Annotated in this window: 13 protein-coding genes and 1 pseudogene; 1 reads left to right on the top strand and 13 read right to left on the bottom strand. The window is 70.4% G+C overall.

Annotated features, from left to right (window positions below; all coding sequences use genetic code 11):
• Positions 1-175 precede the first annotated feature (175 nt).
• From ABZ477_RS11035 to ABZ477_RS11005, 7 genes and pseudogenes are all read right to left on the bottom strand, one after another.
• Positions 176-751, bottom strand: a pseudogene (locus tag ABZ477_RS11035) (dihydrofolate reductase family protein); the annotation flags it as partial.
• 24 nt (positions 752-775) lie between these two features.
• Complete coding sequence (locus tag ABZ477_RS11030) at positions 776-1,252, bottom strand: SRPBCC family protein (RefSeq protein ID WP_360132325.1); 477 nt, start codon at positions 1,250-1,252, stop codon at positions 776-778.
• Positions 1,249-1,677: a metalloregulator ArsR/SmtB family transcription factor gene (locus tag ABZ477_RS11025; protein ID WP_360132322.1), complete on the bottom strand. Its 429-nt coding sequence runs from the start codon at positions 1,675-1,677 to the stop codon at positions 1,249-1,251. The genes ABZ477_RS11030 and ABZ477_RS11025 overlap by 4 nt, the downstream gene beginning before the upstream one ends.
• A 76-nt stretch (positions 1,678-1,753) precedes the next feature.
• Positions 1,754-2,836, bottom strand: a complete 1,083-nt coding sequence (locus ABZ477_RS11020) for an SseB family protein (protein ID WP_360132319.1) — start codon at positions 2,834-2,836, stop codon at positions 1,754-1,756.
• Positions 2,837-2,892: 56 nt separating this feature from the next.
• Positions 2,893-6,033 carry a carboxypeptidase regulatory-like domain-containing protein gene (locus tag ABZ477_RS11015; RefSeq protein ID WP_360132316.1) on the bottom strand — a complete coding sequence of 1,047 codons (3,141 nt, stop codon included), beginning with the start codon at positions 6,031-6,033 and terminating at the stop codon, positions 2,893-2,895.
• A gap of 119 nt (positions 6,034-6,152) precedes the next feature.
• A complete protein-coding gene (locus ABZ477_RS11010; RefSeq protein ID WP_360132313.1) occupies positions 6,153-8,594 on the bottom strand; it encodes a UvrD-helicase domain-containing protein in 2,442 nt (813 codons plus the stop codon).
• A 51-nt stretch (positions 8,595-8,645) separates the two neighbouring features.
• Positions 8,646-9,527 (bottom strand): CHAD domain-containing protein, encoded by an 882-nt coding sequence (locus ABZ477_RS11005; protein ID WP_360132310.1) that lies wholly within the window; start codon positions 9,525-9,527, stop codon positions 8,646-8,648.
• 66 nt (positions 9,528-9,593) lie between these two features.
• On the opposite strand from ABZ477_RS11005, the gene ABZ477_RS11000 reads away from it, so the two are divergent.
• Entirely contained in the window at positions 9,594-10,004 is a 411-nt protein-coding gene (locus ABZ477_RS11000; RefSeq protein WP_360132307.1) for a YccF domain-containing protein, read from the top strand.
• A gap of 99 nt (positions 10,005-10,103) precedes the next feature.
• Here ABZ477_RS11000 and ABZ477_RS10995 read toward each other — a convergent pair whose 3' ends face one another.
• The 6 genes from ABZ477_RS10995 to ABZ477_RS10970 form a co-directional block, all read right to left on the bottom strand.
• Positions 10,104-11,246, bottom strand: a complete 1,143-nt coding sequence (locus ABZ477_RS10995; RefSeq protein WP_360132304.1) for an FAD-dependent oxidoreductase — start codon at positions 11,244-11,246, stop codon at positions 10,104-10,106.
• 8 nt (positions 11,247-11,254) lie between these two features.
• Complete coding sequence (gene ppk2, locus ABZ477_RS10990) at positions 11,255-12,055, bottom strand: polyphosphate kinase 2 (RefSeq protein ID WP_360132301.1); 801 nt, start codon at positions 12,053-12,055, stop codon at positions 11,255-11,257.
• 80 nt (positions 12,056-12,135) lie between these two features.
• A complete protein-coding gene (locus tag ABZ477_RS10985; RefSeq protein ID WP_360132298.1) occupies positions 12,136-15,150 on the bottom strand; it encodes a hypothetical protein in 3,015 nt (1,004 codons plus the stop codon).
• Positions 15,151-15,397: 247 nt separating this feature from the next.
• A complete protein-coding gene (locus ABZ477_RS10980) occupies positions 15,398-16,186 on the bottom strand; it encodes an ABC transporter permease (protein ID WP_360132295.1) in 789 nt (262 codons plus the stop codon).
• On the bottom strand, positions 16,183-17,220 hold the full coding sequence (locus ABZ477_RS10975; protein ID WP_360132292.1) for an ATP-binding cassette domain-containing protein: 1,038 nt from the start codon (positions 17,218-17,220) through the stop codon (positions 16,183-16,185). Before ABZ477_RS10975 ends, ABZ477_RS10980 begins: the two co-directional genes overlap by 4 nt.
• Before the next feature lie 66 nt (positions 17,221-17,286).
• Entirely contained in the window at positions 17,287-18,519 is a 1,233-nt protein-coding gene (locus ABZ477_RS10970; protein WP_360132289.1) for an MFS transporter, read from the bottom strand.
• Position 18,520: the final 1 nt, after the last annotated feature.

Raw genomic sequence — 18,520 nt, 5'->3', positions numbered from 1 at the left:
TGTGCACAGCCGTCGCCCGATCCGTCGATCCGCCCTGAGCCCCGGCATCCGTCACCGTCTCACGGCGTGCCGAACTCCGGCTGACCGCGCGCGGATCGCCCGGAACCGGGATGATCGAGGCGCATCTGCACCAGCCGCCCGGAGTTCGGCACGGCGAACCGCCGACCGCGCGGACTCAGCGCTGTACGGGGAATCTGAAGTGCGTGACCCGTCGGCCCTGCACGACCTCGCTCGGGTCGCCGAGCATGATCGTCTCGGGCGGGAGTCCGACGAAGAACGGCACGCCCCGACCGAGGATGACGGGCACGATGTCCATCGCGACTTCGTCGATGAGGCCCGCTGCGAGCGCCTGGCTCGCGATCGTGCCGGCGGCCACAGCCACCGTGCGCTCGCCGGCGATCTGCTTTGCCGCCGCGATCGCGTCCGGCACGCCCGTCGTGATGAAACGGAAGTCCTCCGACCCCGGGTACGACCAGTCGGCCGGCGGCTCATGCGTCACGACGACCACGGGGACATCGAGCGGATGCTGTCCCTTCCAGCCGTCGGTGAGGTCGAAGAGGACCCGCCCGACGACGAGCGCGCCGAGCGACTGCGTGAAGGCCCGCCAGTACTCCGCGCTCTGCGGAGTGAGGCGGAAGGCCGGGAAGTCGCCCGAATGCGGAACCTCGACCTCGCCGTTGTCGTACCAGTCGAACAGCTCGCCCGGCCGGTTGTCGGGGTAGGCGATGAAACCGTCGAGCGACATCGTGGCCGAGGCGACGACCCGGCCCGTGCGTCAGCCCTCCGCCAGAAGCTCGTCGAGCTTCTCGTAGCCCTCGTTCATGCCCCACTCCATGCCCTCGGCCATCATCCCCTCGAGCACCTCGACGGACGGGAAGACACTGTGGTCGACGATGCGCGAGCGGCCGCCGGGCAGCTCCTCGAATCGGATGCAGTCGAGGCTCACCTCGTCGGGTGTGCCGACGTACTCGAACGTCTGGATGATGAGCTGGTTCTCGCGGACGGTGTGGAAGACACCGCGGAACTCGTAGGAGTTGCCGTCGGCGTCGGTCTGGACGAACGCGTAGCCCCCGCCCGTGCGGAAGTCCCAGTGCGTGACCTCGGTCTCGAGCGAGCGCGGGCCGATCCACTGCGCGTAGAGCTCGGCATCGGCGTGTGCGCGGAAGACCGCGGCGGCCGGAGCCTCGAACTCGCGCGTGATGTCGGCGTACGACTGGCCGGGAGCAGCATCGATGACGACGGCATTGTTCATGATTCCTTCTCCTTGCGTGAAGTGGCACGGCTCCCTGCCGCGCCGGGTGTTGCGGGGGTGATGGAGCCGGCCCGGCCGGCCCCCGACGAAGGGGATGCTGTGAGCAGTGCGTCGAGGCGGCGGTACTGCGCTTCCGCCGCGAGGCGGTATCGATCGATCCAGGCGGTCAGCCGCTCGAGCGACGCGGCGTCGAGGTGCACGGGCCGCCGCTGCGCGTCGCGGCTGCGGGTGACGAGCCCCGCCTGCTCGAGCACCTGGATGTGACGCGAGACGGCCTGCTTCGTGATGGCGAACGGCTCGGCGAGCTCGTTGACGGTGGCCGAGCCGCGGCTGAGACGCGCGACGATCGCGCGACGCACGGGGTCGGCGAGGGCGAGGAAGGCGCGATCGAGGGCCTCGTCAGCGGATGCCCCGGCCTCGACCATGATCAACCTCTGTCTTTATCAACATATTTGTTGATTACAGGCTACGGCGAAGCGATCCGGGCGTCAACCCTCGATCTCAGGCCGGGATGATCGTCGCGAGGTCGTCGCGCGTGAGGCTGATCCAGGGGCCGGCCGGGTCCACGATCACGCCCGTGAGATCGGCATCCGATCGGAGCGCCTTGCCGAGCTGGTCCGCCGTCATGGGTGCGGGGCGGTCGCCGCGCCCGAGCACGACGGCCTCGAGCGGGTGGGAGAAGAGCTCGACGAAGCGCTCCCCCTCGGCCGTGCGCACCTCCGAGATCCCGAGGCGGTCGGAACCCGGGACCTTGCTGACTGCGACCCAGAAGGGCACGCGGGTCAGCGCTTCGACGACGCCTGCCGCCGTCGCCGGTGTGCGCTCGGACGAGAGCAGCGCCTTGATCGTGGAGGCCGGGTCGATGTCCTCGAGCATCTTCTCGAGCATCGCGCGGCGCAGCACCGCGCTCGCTGGCGCCGATGCGGGGTCGATCACGATGCCGGCGTGGGGTCCCGCGAGCACGGAGCGGATGACGGTCGCCGCCCCCTGTCCCATGGCGGACGTGGCGGTGTCGCCGTCCGCGCGCACGCTGGCCGCGACGGCCGCGCCACCGCTGTACGCCACGACGAAGGTCTCTTCGCCGATCCTGGCGACGGCGAGCGGGGGCACCTGGCCCTCGGCGAGGTACGACTGGGCGTCGCCCTTCACGCGCAGGATGAGTCGCCCCTGCATGAGCTGGCGGGCGACGTCGATGAGCTGGGGCGGAGTGGGCTTGGGCCCGAGCTTCCCGAGCGATTCGGCGAGCAGCACGTTGTCGCGCAGGCCCGGCAGCGTCTCGGTCGAGGGCGGCGCAACCTCGCGACCGCGCTGCTGCTGGCGGATCGGCTGCGGGGCCGGCGCGCCGACGCCGCGGAAGGAGGAGACCGAGATGCCGACCGGCGCGGCGGGCTCGGCATCCGTCTCCTCCGTCGTGTCGGCTGCCGCGGACTCCGCCGGAGTCGGGTCGGCGGGCGTGGGCTCCTGCGGCGCCTGCGTGGGCACTGCGGGGGTCGGCTCGACGGTGTCGGTCTGGTCCGCGGAGCGCTCGACGTCTGCGTCGAGCGAGGTGTCGCGATTGCGCTTGCCGCGCGAGAAGATGGCCATCGTTCGAGCCTAACCCCGCTCCCTGTGCCGAGCCCGTGCGCTGTGCACGGCGGAGGTCATTGCATGGATCGGCGATAGCCCCAGGCGACCGCGGCTCCCTCCGTCGCGAAGCACTCCTCAGGGTCCGTGACGGCGTAGTACCGACCGCCGGGAACGTGGTAGATCCAGTCCGTCGTGTGCTGCGTCGTCTGGTTGCCCTTGATCGGGTAGCTCGACGGGCAGTCGTCCTTCGTCAGCGGCGCGGCCTTGCCGGAGCGCACGGCACTCGTCGCAGCAGACGTTCGGGCGATCGTCTGGTAGCCGCTCAGAGCTCCCGTGACCTTCACGGTGATGGTCTTGTTGACGTGCCCCCTTGTCACGCGGAACGTCGAGCCGGTCGCTCCGGAGATCGAGGTCCCGCTGACGAACCACTGGTACGTGAAGGTCGTCCCCGACGTCCAGGTCCCGGGTTTCGCGGTGAGCGTCGCACCGACCACGGCGCTTCCGGCGATCCCGGGCGTCGAGACCGTCGCGATGGGCTTCGAGGGCGCAGACACCTTCGCCACGGTGCCGTACCCCGACTTGCGCCCCGTGACCTTCACGGTCAGCTGGGTGCCGCGCTGCGCCGAGCCCGGAACGAACGTCTGGCCCGTGGCGCCCGAGATCGCGGCGCCGTTCGCGTACCACTGGTATGAGAAGGCCACGCCCGAGGTCCAGGTGTTCGGCTTCGCCGTGAGCTTCGAGCCGACCGCGAGCGTTCCCGAGATCGACGGGGTTGCAGCGGTCGTGACCCGGGACGTCGCCGCCGACGTCTTCGCGACGGACGTGAAGCCGGCCTGTCGACCCGTGACCTTCACTGCGAACTGCTTGTCCCGCTGGCTCGACGTGACGGTGTACGCCTGCCCGGTCGCGCCCGAGATGGCCGCGCCGTTCGCGTACCACTGGTACGAGAACGTCGTGCCTGCGGACCACGAGTTCGGCTTTGCCGTCAGGACCGCCCCCGGGGTGAGGGTTCCCGAGATCGAGGGCGTGCTGAACCGCATGACGCGCGACGTCGGAGCCGAGGACATCGAGACGGTCGCGTACCCGCTCTTGGTGCCCTTCACTCGCACAGTGATCCGCTTCGAATCCTGAGCCGAGGTCACGACGAACGTGGACTTCGTGGCACCCGAGATCGCGACGTCATCCGCGTACCACTGGTACGAGAGGGCGGTGGATGCTGTCCACGCCCCGGGCGCCGCCGTCAGCGTCGAACCGACCCGGGCGCTGCCGGAGACCGTGGGGGTGCCGGCGAGCGCGACCTTCGCGGTCTTGGCGGACGTCGCAGCGGCGTTCAGGTATCCGGCCAGGTGACCGCTCACGCGCACCGAGATCTGCTTGTCCCGCTGCGCCGAGGTGAGCTCGAACGACGAGTCCGTCGCGCCCGGAATCGCGGCACCGTTGGCGAGCCACTGATAGGAGAACTGGGCGTCCTCGGTCCACTCGCCCGGGTCGGCCGCCAAGACTCCACCGACTCGCGCGACTCCGGCAACGGTCGGAGTGCTGAACGAGAGGGGCAGAGGGTCCTTCGGCTTGAATGCCGTCGAGATGTCGATCCGCTTTTCGCCGCGGGTGAGGTGGATGACCGTTGCGGTCGCGAAGTCGGATGCTCCGCCCCAGTAGGTGATGAGCTGTTCGTCGTCGATGACGGCGATGAAGGCCACGACGTAGTTGCCGGCGGTCATCCCGCCGAGTGACCACTCGCCCTCGGCATTCGTCATGACGGTGGCGCCGAAGACCTGATCGACGCTGTTGATCTCGACGATGACGTTCGCGATCGGATCGCCCTCGGCATCCTTCACGACGCCCGACAGTCCGGCGTCGTACGTTTCGAAGACGGACCCGTCCGATTCGGCGAGGATCGCGTCGATGTTCTCGACCGTCTCACCGGCCGCAAGCGAGATGACGGACGCCGCTCCGCGCGATGCCGCGTCGTCCCACCACTCCGTCAGGACGCCTCCATCCTTTCTCGCTGAGAACTCGAGCTGGTACGAATCCGCCGGAAGGTACGGGACCGAGAACGCTCCATCCGCCGTGCTCGCGACACTGGTGACGAAGGTGCCGTCGACGCGGTAGACAGCCACCGATGCGTCGGCCATGGGCGAACCGTGGCCGTCGCGGACCGTGCCGGCAATCGTGGCACCCGCAGCCAGGGAGGCGTTCACGTCCGATACGGTGGACCCCGCCCGGACGATGACGCGCGACGCCGAATCCGCGCCGGGACTGTCGTCCCACCACTCGGCGACGACATTGGCGGACGATCCCTGCGGCGCGAAGCGCACGGCGTACTCCCCTGCCGGGAGCCCTCCGAGCGCGAACCTGCCCTCCGGGTCCGTGACGACGCCGACGGACTCGACGGATGGGTATCCCGGCACGACGACTGCCCGAGCCGACACGCTCACGCCCTCGAGGGGCGCCCCGGCGTCGTCGGTGACGACGCCCGCTATCGCGCCGGCCCGTACGACAGTCGGACTGATGCCCGTCAGCCACTGGCCGGCTTCGAGGGCGATGACCGTCGGGTTTTCTCCCTGATCGTCCAGCCAGGATTCGGGGATGATGCCGTCCGAGCCGCTGCCGAAGGTGACCTTGTACGCACCGGCCGGCAGTCGGGTGAACAGGTAGGTCCCGTCGTCCGCCGTCGTTCCCCAGGCCTGCCCCACCCATCCGGACGGATCCGAGGGGTCTTTCAGGTACGCGACCACCTGCGCGCCGCCGACTGCGGCGCCGCTTCCGTCGGTCACGGTTCCGCCCAGCGCGGCTCCGGGAGCAAGTTCCGCGTCCGCCTCGCTGAGGTCGCCCGTGCTCACGGAGACGACGGCAGCGGCGTTCCGGGTGCGCGCATCGTCCCACCACTCGCCGGCCACGTCGGCCAGCGCCCCGCCGGTCTCGTAGAGCACCTTGTACCCGCCGATGGGGATGCCGTCGAACCGATATCGGCCGGACGCGTCCGTGATCGCGCCCCACGTCGGCTCCTCTTCGAAGGCACCTTGGCCGATCGCGGTGACGAAGACGTTCTCGACGGGCGCACCCGACTGGTCCGTGACCGTCCCGGCGAGCGAGCCGGTGACACTCTCTTCGGCGACTGCCGGCGATGCGATCAGGCCGACGGTCAGGACACTTGCCGCCGCGAAGACGACGCCGAAAGCGCGCGGAACGGCGCTGTTCCAGAAAAACCCCATGAGATCCCCAAGATTGGCGTGGGGTCTCCGGCCCCACGCCGCCCCACGTTATCCTGCATCATCGCATACCGGACTGTTCCGTCCGTACACGGCAGCGTGGCCGCTCCTCGAGAGTCGGGCTACAGCTTCTCGATGGGCGCGATCTTCACGAGCAGCTTCTTGGCCCCGACCTTGTCGAAGCGGACGTGCGCGACGCGCTTCGCGCCCTCGCCCGTGATCGCGTCGACGCGGCCCTCGCCGAAGTCCTCGTGACGGATGCGGTCACCCGGTGCGAGCACCATGTCGCCGTTGTCGCGCACCTTCGCGGGGATCCGGTTCGCGAAGCGCTCGATCGACGTCGACTTGGGCTTCAGGTCCTCGCCGTACCGCGAGCCCCCGCCTGTGCCGAACCCGCCGCCGGGGCGACGCGCATTGAGCGCGCGGGACTGCGTGCCGCCGCGCGAGTTGACGTCGCCCGGAGACTGGCGCCAGTCGAGCAGCTCGGCCGGGATCTCCTGCAGGAATCGGCTCGGCATCGCGACCGACACCTCGCCGAACTGCGCGCGCGTCATCGCGAGGGTGAAGTAGAGCCGCTTGCGGGCCCTCGTCACGCCGACGTAGAACAGCCGCCGCTCCTCCTGCGGACCGCCCGGCTCGCCCGCCGAGATGCGGTGCGGGATGAGGTCCTCCTCGACGCCCGTGATGAACACGGCGTCGTACTCGAGGCCCTTGGCGGTGTGCAGCGTCATGAGCGACACCGAGCCCGAGGCATCCTCGAGGTCGTCCGCATCCGAGACGAGCGCGACCTCCGTCAGGAAGTCGATGACCGTCCCCTCGGGGTTGTTCCGTGCGAACTCGCGGGCGACGGCGACGAGCTCGTCGAGGTTCTCGAGCCGCGCCTCGTCCTGCGGGTCGCGACTCGCGCGCAGGGCGTCGAGGTAGCCGCTCTTCTGCAGCAGGATCTGCAGCCCCTCGGCGACCGCCGTCGGCGGCGCGAGCTCGCCCGACGCGGGAAGCATGTGAGCGGATGCCTCGGCCAGCACGGCATCCAGCTGCGCGATGCCCGACTGGATCTTGGGCCCGACCCCGAGCGCCGACGCGTTGGCGAGCGCGTCGCGGAACGTGATGCCCTCCTCCGCGGCGTACCGAGCGATCGCCGTCTCGGTCACATCGCCGATGCCGCGCCGCGGCTTGTTGAGGATGCGGCGCACCGCCATCTCGTCGGCGGGGTTGGCGACCGCGACGAGATAGGCCAGCGCATCCTTGATCTCGGCGCGCTCGTAGAACTTCGTGCCGCCCATGATCTTGTAGGGCAGGGCGGAGCGGATGAAGATCTCCTCCAGCGCACGCGACTGCGAGTTGGTGCGGTAGAAGACGGCCATCTGCGAGTAGTCGACGCCCGCGCGGCGGAGCCGTTCGATCTCGTCCGCGACGAACTGCGCCTCGTCGTGCTGCGAGTAGCCCGTGAAGCCGACGATCTTCTCGCCCGCGCCGACATCGGTCCACAGACGCTTGTCCTTGCGGTCGAAGTTGTTGCTGATGACGGCGTTGGCGGCGGTCAGGATGTTCTGCGTCGAGCGGTAGTTCTGCTCGAGCAGCACGACGCGGGCTCCGGGGTAGTCGCGCTCGAACTCGGTGATGTTGCGGATGTCGGCGCCGCGGAAGGCGTAGATCGACTGGTCCGAGTCGCCGACGACCGTGAGCGATGCCGGCGGAACAGCATCCGTCGAGGGCGCATCGAAGATCATCATGCCGCTGTCGCCGTACGACTCCGCTTCGGGCGCGGACAGCGGCTGGGTCAATTCGTGGATGAGTGCGTACTGCGCGTGGTTGGTGTCCTGGTACTCATCGACCAGGACGTGACGGAACCGCCGGCGGTACACGTCGGCGACCCGCGGGAAGGCGCGGAAGAGGTAGACCGTCTGCGCGATGAGGTCGTCGAAGTCGAACGCGTTCGCCCGCTGCAGGGCGCGCTGGTAGTCGGCGAAGAGGTCGACGAAGATCCGCTCGGCCGGGTCGTTCATGTTGGCCGACCGGGCGTAGGACTCGGCATCCGACAGCTCGTTCTTGAGCTTGGAGATCTTGCCCTGGACGGCCGCCGGCGTGAGTCCGAAGGCGTCGGCCTCGTGCTCCTTGACGAGCCGCTTGATGAGCGCACGCGAGTCGCCGGAGTCGTAGATCGTGAACGCCTTCGTGAAGCCGAACTGCTCGGCCTCGCGCCGCAGGATGCGCACGCACGCGGAGTGGAACGTCGAGATCCACATGCCCTGCGCCGCGTTGTCGCCCACGAGGTGCTGGACGCGCTCGCGCATCTCACCCGCGGCCTTGTTCGTGAACGTGATCGCGAGGATCTGGCTGGGCCACGCCTCCCGGTTCCACAGCAGCGACGCGATGCGGCGCGTGAGGACGCTCGTCTTGCCGGAGCCGGCGCCCGCGACGATGAGCAGCGCGGGCCCGCGATAGGTCACGGCCTCGAGCTGGGGCGGGTTGAGACCTGCGAGCAGGTCGTGGTCGGCGCGGGTTCCGGATCCCTGCGGGCCGCTGTCGCTGCCGACGATGATGGGCGTGCTGGCGTCGGTCATGGCCCGACAAGTCTAGGCGCGGCGCACGACACCGTCGCCCGCCGGAGCGCGTCAGAGCAGATGGGATGCCGCGTCCCTCAGGCGTCGCACCGCCTCCGGCACCTCGGTCAGATGATCGGCGGCCGCCAGCCGCGCTTCGGCCTCGATCCGCGCATACGCCTCGGTGGGCTCGCCGGCGCGGACGGCCCGCGCTGCCTCGCGCGCGACGTGCTCCGCGAAGAGCACGGCGTCCCGATGCCCGCCGAGGGCTTCATGGAGGGCATCCCCCGTCTCGGCGAGCGCCTCGACCTCATCGGGATACAGGTCGGGCGCGGCCTCCGCGATCGCCTCCGCGACGTACCGCAGCCGACGGGCGGACTTGCGCAGGTCGTGGTATCCCTCCGCTGAGCCGTCGATCCGCCGCGCGGCTTTGCGCACCCGGCCCGCCTGCTTCGCGAGCACGGCGGCCACGAGGGGAGCAGCATCCGATTCCGCATCGACGACGACGGCTGCCGCGGCGAACTCGGTCAGCACGCGCGCGCGCTGCGCGGCCCGCGGCGACTGGGCGAGCTCTACGAGGCGCGCGTGCGCGGCGGCGTACGCGTCGCGCTCGCTGTCGACGAGCCGTCCGACCACACGGGGATCGTCGATCCCGGCCCGCTCGAGCGCCTCCTCCGCGACGGCGGCGCGGACCTCGATGTCGCGGACGACTCCGAGCTCGCGACCCCACTCCGCGAAGCGCACGCGCAGACCGTCGGCGCTGCGCGTGTCGAGCGAGCCGCGGAAGCCGGCCAGGACGCTGCGCAGCCGGCGCACCCGCACGCGCTGCTGGTGCACTCCGTCGGGCTCGTCTGCGAGGGCCGCGGGCTCGGTGCGCACGACATCGGCGGACGCCGTCCGCACAGCGGCGGCCACGACCTCGCCTGTCGTGGGCGACGTCTTCGAGTCCGGCATGGGGCCGAGCCTATTCCTCACAGCGCAGCCTCAGCCTGACGCGCTGTTCATTGCCAGAATGGTCCGGTGCGCACACTGCTGAACATCATCTGGCTCGTCCTGTCTGGGTTCTGGATGTTCCTCGGCTACCTCTTCGCCGGCATCGTGCTGTGCATCCTGATCCTCACGATCCCGTGGGGCATCGCGTCGTTCCGCATCGGCGTCTACGCGCTGTGGCCCTTCGGCCGCACGATCGTCGCGAAGCCCACGGCCGGCGTGGGCTCGTTCCTCGGCAACGTCGTGTGGGTCATCCTTGCGGGCTGGTGGCTTGCGATCGGGCACATCCTCACGGGCGTCGCGCTGTGCATCACGATCATCGGCATCCCGCTCGGCATCGCGAGCTTCAAGCTCGTCCCGGTCTCGCTCATGCCGCTCGGCAAGGAGATCGTCTCGACGCGCGGCGCGTTCGACCAGGCGATGGCCCAGCGCGGCGTCTGAGGCCGCCGAGATCGCGTCGAGATGGCGCAGACGACGGTCGCCCGGCGTCGAACCCGCAGTTCGCGCAATCTCGACGCGTCCCCGTCTCCAGAACCGGGCCTAGGGAGTCCAGTCGCGCCCGAACCAGCGCCTGATGCGGGATGCCCCGAACTCGCGCTTGTGCGCCGCGAGCTCGCGCGAGGGTCCCTGCAGCGTCCCGTTCGGTCGCCCTTCGAAGAACGAGACCTCGACGATCCCTATCTCGTCGCCGCCGAACTCTATGTAGCAGATGCCCCGGCCGTCGTACGCGGCATCCGTCGCCCCGCCGCGGACGCGGGATGCGATGCGGCGTGCCGCCGTCGCCCCCTGCCGCTCGGCGAAGACGCCCGCGCGCGGCGTGCCCACCGAGGCGCAGTCGCCCACGGCGAAGACCCCGGGCCACGGCGTCTCGAGCGTCGCCGGGTCGACCGGCACCCAGCCCTCGACCGTGAGCCCGCAGTCGACGAGCACGGCGGGCGCGCGGTGCACGGGCACCCCGAGGTAGAGGTCGAAGGGCAGCGTCGACCCGTCGCCGAGCCGCGCGACCCGGGCGTCGGCGTCGAGCGAGCGCACGCCCGTCTCGGGGTGCCACGCGATGCCGCGCTCGGCGAACGTCTCGAGGAGTGCGGCCGAGGCATCGCGTGACGGAGGGATGGGCCGCGGGAAGGGCATGACGAGCGAGATCGAGGAGCGATCCCGGATGCCGCGTCCCCGCAGCAGCTCGTCCATCAGCAGCGCCGTCTCGCTCGGTGCGGGCGGGCACTTGAACGGCCCGGCCGTGATGCCGATCACGACGTCGCCGCCCTCGAACGCGGCGAGCTCGTCGCGGAGGGCGAACGCTCCGGCCTCGCTGTAGAACTCGTGCCCGGCCTCGGCGAGGCCCTGCGTCCGCGCGACGTCGTAGTCTGCGCCGAGGGCGATCACCAGGTGGTCGGCCTCGAAGTCACCCGCCGTCGTCGAGACGCGCTTGGCGGCCGCGTCGATCGCGGTGATCTCGGCCTGGACGAAGCGGACGCCGGGCCGCACGACGTCCGCGTACGGGTGGAACACGGCCTCGGCGGTCGCCCTGCCGAACATGACGTCGAGCTTCGAGAACCCGAAGACGAACCCCGCCGTCTTGTCGATCAGCGTGATCTCGACCTCGCCGTCGAGCTCGTCCAGAAGCGTGCTCGTGACCTCGAGCCCGCCGAAGCCGGCCCCGAGGACGACGACCCGCGACAGCATCAGGTGCCTCAGAAGAGCGCCGGGACGTACCGGTACGGGTAGTTCGGCTCGACGTAGTCGCCGGGCAGCTGACGCGCGGGGAGCACGGGCTCCTCGTGCGGCACCTCCTCGTACGGGATCTGCGAGAGCAGGTGCGAGATGATGTTGAGCCGCGCCTTCTCCTTTTCGTCCGAGATCGCGACGTGCCACGGCGCCGTAGGCGTGTCCGTCGCGGCGAACATCTCGTCGCGGACCCGCGAGTAGTCGTACCAGCGGTTGTAGGACTTCAAGTCCATCGGCGAGAGCTTCCACGTCTTGCGGCCGTCGTGGATGCGGTCCTCCAGGCGCCGCGTCTGCTCCTCGGGGCTCACCTCGAGCCAGTACTTGAGGAGGATGATGCCCGAATCGACCATCGCCTGCTCGACGAACGGCACCTGCTCGAGGAACTTCCGCGCCGTCGCGTCGTCGGTGAAGCCCATGACCCGCTCGACGCCGGCCCGGTTGTACCAGCTGCGGTCGAAGATGACGACCTCGCCCGCGGCGGGGAAATGCTTCATATACCGCTGCACGTACATCTGGCTCTGCTCGCGCTCGGTCGGTGCCGGGAGGGCCACGACGCGGAACACACGGGGGCTCACGCGCTCCGTGATCGCCTTGATGACCCCGCCCTTGCCCGCCCCGTCACGGCCCTCGAAGACGACGCAGACCTTGGCCCCGGAGTGCTTGACCCACTCCTGCAGCTTCACGAGCTCGATGTGGAGCTTCTTGAGCTCCTTGGCGTACTTCTTGTCGCTCAGGCCGTCGCCGTCCTTGGACTTCTTCTTCGACATCCGCGTCTCCTGCTGCTCGGGGCGCGCGGGCGAGCGCGCGTGGCGTCAGCCTAGCCCCGAGCGGGAGCCGTGCGCCCGGATCAGCCCGCCTGGGCGGCCTCGGCGCGTCGACCCCACGGGAGAGCGAGCAGGATGCCGATCCCGAGCACGACCGCTCCGAACGCCGCGGCCCACCATGCGGTGGCGGCCGGGATCTCGAGATAGGTCGTGAGCCCGAGGATGCGCGCGAGGCCCCAGGGCAGCAGACCCATCTGGTCGTTCCACGCGGACAGCGCCGGCTCGAGGCCGATGATCGCGACGACGATCGCCGGGATCGCGAGCCCCGCGCCGGCCGCCGTGAGTACGGCTCCCGTCGCCCGCCGGCGACCGAGCTGCGCCGACAGCGCCCAGCCGGCCGCGACGAACACCCACAGGAAGAGCGCGAACGCGACCGAGATGTAGACGGCACGACGCGTGGGGTCGGTCCAGAACGCGAACCAGTAGCCGCCCGGGCCCGTGAACGACAGCGCCGCGAGCGTGACGACGCAGCGGAGCACGACGACTCCCCCGACGGCCGCGATGACGGGCCATGGCGAGCGCCGGCGCAGGAAGAGGTCGATCACGAGGACGAACACGACCCACGCGCCGAGGACCACCGCGAGGTGCGTCCAGGAGAGGAACGACGTCTGCACCGCACGCGTCGCGACGAGCAGCGCGCCCGGCACGATGATGAGCAGCCAGCGGTCGAGGGGCAGGAGTCCGAGGGTCGACTCGCGCGCACGCCAGGGTCGCGTCGAGGCGAGCCATGTGCTGCGGGCCGCGGCCGCGCCGGGTCGCCGGACGAGCCGCGTCCGGGTCGCGATCATGCCGATCAGCAGCCACGCGAGCGCGAGGACGAGCAGCCCGCGCGCCGTCCAGGCCATGGCTTCGTCGCGGTCCATGCGGTCGACGGCATGCTGCGCCGCCTCGAGGTTCCAGGCCGGGTGGTCGAGGTCGCCCGTGTAAGCCTCGAGGTGGGCGTCGGCCAGCGCGACGTACTCGTCGCGCGCCTGCGCCCACGCGGCGTGCGCCGCGGGGTCGAGCGTGTCGTGCCACTGCATGTCGTGGAGGAACATCGCGCGGTACGCGCCGAGCAGCCGCAGCACGTCGGCCTGGTAGTCCAGGGTCCCGAGCAGGGCGTCGCGCAGCGCGGGGTCGCGCCAGGTGGCAGCATCCGTCTCCGCGACCGTGTCGCGCATGCGCTCGGCGGTCGCGACCGCCTCGTGGCCCGCCGCGATCGTCTCATCGACGCGGTCGCCGGTGATCTCGTAGATCACGCCGAGGGTCGCCGAGTCGCCGGTCAGGATGTCCCACTCGAAGATCCACATCTGAGGCGGCGGCTCGAGGCCCAGCGCGAACGTGCGAACCTCGGCGAACGGCTCGATGTAGAGGCCCTGCGTGATGGCGTCGCGCGACTGCGCCATCGCGTCGGCGATGGCCTCGACGGTCGCGGGGTCGTCCGAGAACCACTCCTTCGCCCAGTCGACGGTGACCTGGCCGATGTCGGCGCCGGGGTCGCGCGCGAGCGCGGCGGCCGCCTGCGTGTTGAGCTCGTAGAGCTGCCAGAACCCCGTCTTGAGGTACAGCGACATGGGTCCGGCCCGCCACGGCCCGCCGTCCTGCGTCCACGTCCAGACGCCCTCGATGTTCGGGTTCTCGGCGAGGAGCGTCTGCAGCGCCCACTGGTACTCGCGGCCGAGGTCGTTGGGGAACGAGCCGAAGGCCTCGAACTCCCGCCGGCTCTGGAACTCGACGATGCGGCGCTGGTCGCCCTCGGCGAGCGTGTCGTTGAGCGGGAGCCAGCTGTAGAAGTCGCCGAGCGTGTACTTCGTCGAGACGATCAGCGCCGGCGAGTCGATGCCGTCGAGCACCTGGTGGTACGACTCGGCGTCGGTGTGCATGTCGCCGACGTCGCCGATCCCGACGCTCCACGTGCGGAAGATGACTTCGCGGTCGGTCTCCTCGGCCTGCGCCGAGTAGGTCTCGAGCATCGCCCGCACGGCGTCGACCGTGCGCACGGCGATCTCGGAGTAGTAGTCCCAGCCGGGCTCCTGGTAGACGTTGCCGCCCTCGCCGATGCGGATCAGGATGCCGGACAGCGCCGGCTCCGCCGCATACAGCTCGTCGAGGGCCGCCGTGTAGGTGGCCCAGAGCTCGGGGTTCTCGGTGTCGAGCCCGCCGAACTGCTCGTCGAAGAAGGCGGCGAGCTCGGGGGTGAGCGTCGGCATGTCGGTGCGCAGGAAGATCTTGACGCCGAGCTCGGCTGCGCGGTCCCAGAAGGGCCCGAACGCGTCGCGCAGTGCGAGCGCGCGGGCGACGTGCGGATCGCCGTCGGGGTAGACGGGGCCGCCGGGGACCTCGTCGAACGTCGCGAACTCGATGAAGCCGGGCCACGACACGGCGTTGTAGCCGTTCGCGACCGAGTGCGCGAGGAAGGTCCCCCAGTCCTCGTACGCCTCGGCGAGCGCGTCCTCGTCGATGTACGGCGGCTCCGAGAGGTAGACGTCCTCGAACGCGCGCGAGACGTGCGAGTAGTCCGTGCCGTCGACCCACTGCGAGGGGTCGGGATCGACGCCCACGGCGCCGAGGTCGACCATGCGGAACGGCAGCTGCGCCGCGGGGTGATCGCCCACGAGCGACGTCACGTCGGTGCCCGTGCGGACAGCATCCGCGAGGTCGTACACGCCCCGCGCGGCGCCGGCCTCGGACTCCGCCTCGATGTGCAGGGAGGCGGCATCGCCGCTCAGCGTGTACGAGTCGTCCGACGCGTCGCCGTCGCCGGCCGCGACGGTCAGAGATGCCTCTCCTTCGGTCTCCGCAGCATCCCCGGCACCGCTGAGATCCCGCAGCGCGAGCTCGACGCGCGGGGAGTCGGGTGCGTCGACCATCGTGAACCGCGGGGCGGGGACGGATGCTGTCACCTCGGGGACGACGGGTTCGTCCGGGGTCATCTGAGTGGAGGGCTCGGTCCGGATTCCGAGCGCGTCACCGACCACGACCCCTACCCCGAGGCCGAGCGCGAGGAGGACGGTGGCGGTGACGACAGCGAGGATCCCCCGTCGTCGCGCCGTAGACATGGGGAGAAGCCTAAGCGGGGCTGACCTGGGGATCCGCCCCGCTCAAGGGCCGTTTCCAGCGTCCCGCGGGAATCGTTACGATCCCGTGCCCTTGCTCGCGCCTGATCCCCCGGTCGTTGAGCGAGGGAGCGAAGCGACCGAGACGTGTCTCGATACGGGCGCGGAGCGCCCTACTCGACAACCGCCCCGGAACAGCGCGGGGCGTTTCGTCTCGCTTCGCTCGCTCAACGACCGAGGAAGAGGGACGTCAGCTCGAGGTGCGGATCGCGCGCACGCCCGCCCACAGGCCGAGCGCCGCAAGGACGAGCGCGGCGAGCCAGCCCCACAGGACCGTGATGTCGCCGAGATCACCCGCGAAGAGGGCGCGCTCGGCCTGCACGACCCAGTTGACCGGGTTGACGGCCGAGACGGCCTTCATCCAGGCGGGTCCGTCGTCGAGCGGGAGCAGCATCCCGGACAGGATCAGCAGCGGGAAGATCAGCGTCTGCTGCACTCCCCAGAAGAGCCACTCGCGGTCCTTCGTCTTGAGGGCGAGCGTGTACGAGAGCGACCCGAGGCCGACCCCGAAGACCGCGAGCAGCGCGAGCCCGATGACGAGGCCGGGCACGTTGATCGAGAAGCCGAACGGCCACGCGATCAGGACGATGATGAGCGACTGCACGACGATCGGCGCGATCTCCTTGAGGGCGCGGCCCACGAGCAGCGACGAGCGCGCGAGCGGTGCCACGAGGGTCCGCTCGTGCGAGCCCGTCATCATCTCGTACTGCAGGTTCGAGCCCGTCGCACCGGTGCCGAACAGCACGATCATGACGAGCACGCCCGGGACGAACCACTGCAGCGTCTCGGCCGCGGGCACTCCCGACGAGCCGATCAGCAGAGGCGCGAACAGGCCGAGGAAGACGAGCGGCTGCACGAGGCTGAAGATGAGGGTGAACGGGTCGCGGACGACGGGCTTGAGCTCGCGCGTCAGGACGTTCCACGTGTCGCGCGCGGGGTTCTGCCGCACGGCGGTGTCGGGCTTGGTCACGGTGGTCATCGGCTCGCTCCTGCCTTCTCGTTCGCCGCGTGCGCGGCATCCACTTCTTCGTCCGGCGCCTCGCCCTCGCCCGCCTCGCGGAGGGTGCGACCCGTGAGGGCGAGGAAGACGTCGTCGAGGGTGGGCGGCACACCCGTCGCGGTGCGCACCGCGATGCCCGCGGCATCCAGCGCCCGCACGGCGGCGGGCAGCAGCGCGTCGCCGTCCGGGGCGGTGAGGACGACGGATGCCGTCCCCTCGCGCCGCACCCCCCTCTCGGTGAGGCCCTGCACGACGGCGGCCGCTCGATCCGCCTCGTCGGCTCCGGCGAAGCCGAACGTCAGGACGTCGCCCGCGAGGTTCGCCTTGAGGGCGGCCGCCGTGTCGTCGGCGATGACGCGGCCCTTGTCCATGACCATGACGCGCTCCGCGTACCGGTCGGCCTCCTCGAGGTAGTGCGTCGTGAGGAAGACCGTCGTGCCGTGCTCGGCGCGCAGATCGAGGATGTGCTGCCACAGGTTGGCGCGGCTCTGCGGATCGAGGCCCGTCGACGGCTCGTCGAGGAACAGCAGCGGCGGCGCATGCATGAGGCCGAGCGCGACGTCGAGCCTCCGCTTCTGCCCGCCGCTCAGCTGCTGCACGGCGCGCGTCGCGAACGAGCCGAGGTCGAGCGACTCGATGAGCTCGTCCGCACGGGTGACGGCGGCGGCCTTCGGCATCCCGTAGAAGGCGCCTTGGCTCAGCAGCTCGTCGCGCGCCCGCTGCGCGAAGCTGCCGCTCGTCAGCTGGCCGACGTACCCGATGCGGGCCCGCACCGAGGCGGGCTGCTTCAGGATGTCGAATCCGACGACGCGCGCGGTGCCCGAGGTCGGCGGGATGAGGGTCGTGAGCATGCGCAGGCTCGTCGACTTGCCCGCGCCGTTCGGCCCGAGGAAGGCGACCAGCTCGCCGCGCGCGACCTGGAAGGTGAGATCGGTGACCGCCTCGACGGTCTTCTTCTTGACGGTGAATCTCTTCGTCAGTCCATCGGCTTCGATGATCGGTTCGTTCGCCATGGATCCAAGCTAGGAGCCATTGCGGTCAGATCCGGTCCTCGATGGTGAGCGGATTCGACCTCGCGGTCAGGACACGGGCGCGCTCTCTCCGCGCCGCTCGGCGAGGTCTGCGACCTGGTCCTCGAGCATGACGGGACGGCACGCGACCGCACCGCTGACGAGCAGCACGACGAGGCTCGCGAAGAGCACGGCGTAGGACGAGCCCCAGCCGCCCGAGATCTCGTAGAGCAGGCCGATGCCGAGCGGTCCGACGCACGCGATGCCGTAGCCGAGGCCCTGCATCGCGCCGGAGAGGGCGGTCGAGCCGCCGGTCGTCCGCGTGCGGACGTTGACGAGCGTGAGGCACATGGGGAACGTGCTGACGCCGAGGCCCAGGAGGGTCACCCACGCCACCGCACCCTCGCCGGGCGCCAGGAGCAGGCCGACGTAGCCGAGCGCCATGAGCACCGTGCACACGACGACGATCGGGAACGGGTTGCGCAGCCGTACCGTGAGCGGCGGGACGACGAATGCCGCGAGCAGCCCGAACATCGAGAACAGCGACAGGAGCGCTCCGCCCGAGGCGGGATCGGCGCCGGCGTCGACGAGGATCGTCGGCAGCCACGTGATGAGGGCGTAGACGTTGAGCGCCGTCATCCCGAGCATGAGCACCATGGCCCACAGGAGTGGGGTCCGCCACGCACCGCGGATCCGGTCCGCGGTCCCGGTCGGCTCGGCTGCGCCGGGCTGCATGCGCAGCGCCCGGACGGCGAGGACGATCCACAGCGCCGCGGCGACCCCCGTCGGGATCGCCCACATCCCGAGCGCCCAGCGCCACCCGCTCGCGAGGGCGACCGGCACCGCGATGAGCGGCGCCACGAACTGACCGACCTGGAGCAGAGCGAGGTACAGCGAGCTCATCGCCTTGAGGTGGTCGCTGAAGTACTTCTTCACGAGCGGGACGACGAGCACGTTGGACGACCCGACGCCCACGAGCGCGACGATCGTCGAGACGACGAGCGCTCCGGGATCGGACGAGAACGACCGCAGCACGAGTCCCGTCGTCGTGAGCGCGACCGCGATCGCGATCGCGACGTCGAGGCCGATGCGCCGCGCGACCGCCGCCGAGAGGAGGCCGAAGACGGCGAAGCACGCCGTCACGAGGGTTCCCAGGAGTCCGTAGAGCGAAGGACCGAATCCGAGCTCGTCGCCGATCATGTCCAGGAGCGGCGGGAAGCCGGTGACGGCGGTGCGCAGGTTGAGGGCCGTGAGGACGATCGCGGCCAGGGGCATGAGCGTTCCGCGCCGGACTATGGTCACG

This window comes from Microbacterium sp. NPDC019599 (assembly GCF_040632175.1).
Taxonomy (GTDB): domain Bacteria; phylum Actinomycetota; class Actinomycetes; order Actinomycetales; family Microbacteriaceae; genus Microbacterium.
This window is presented reverse-complemented; position numbering and strand designations above follow the sequence as displayed.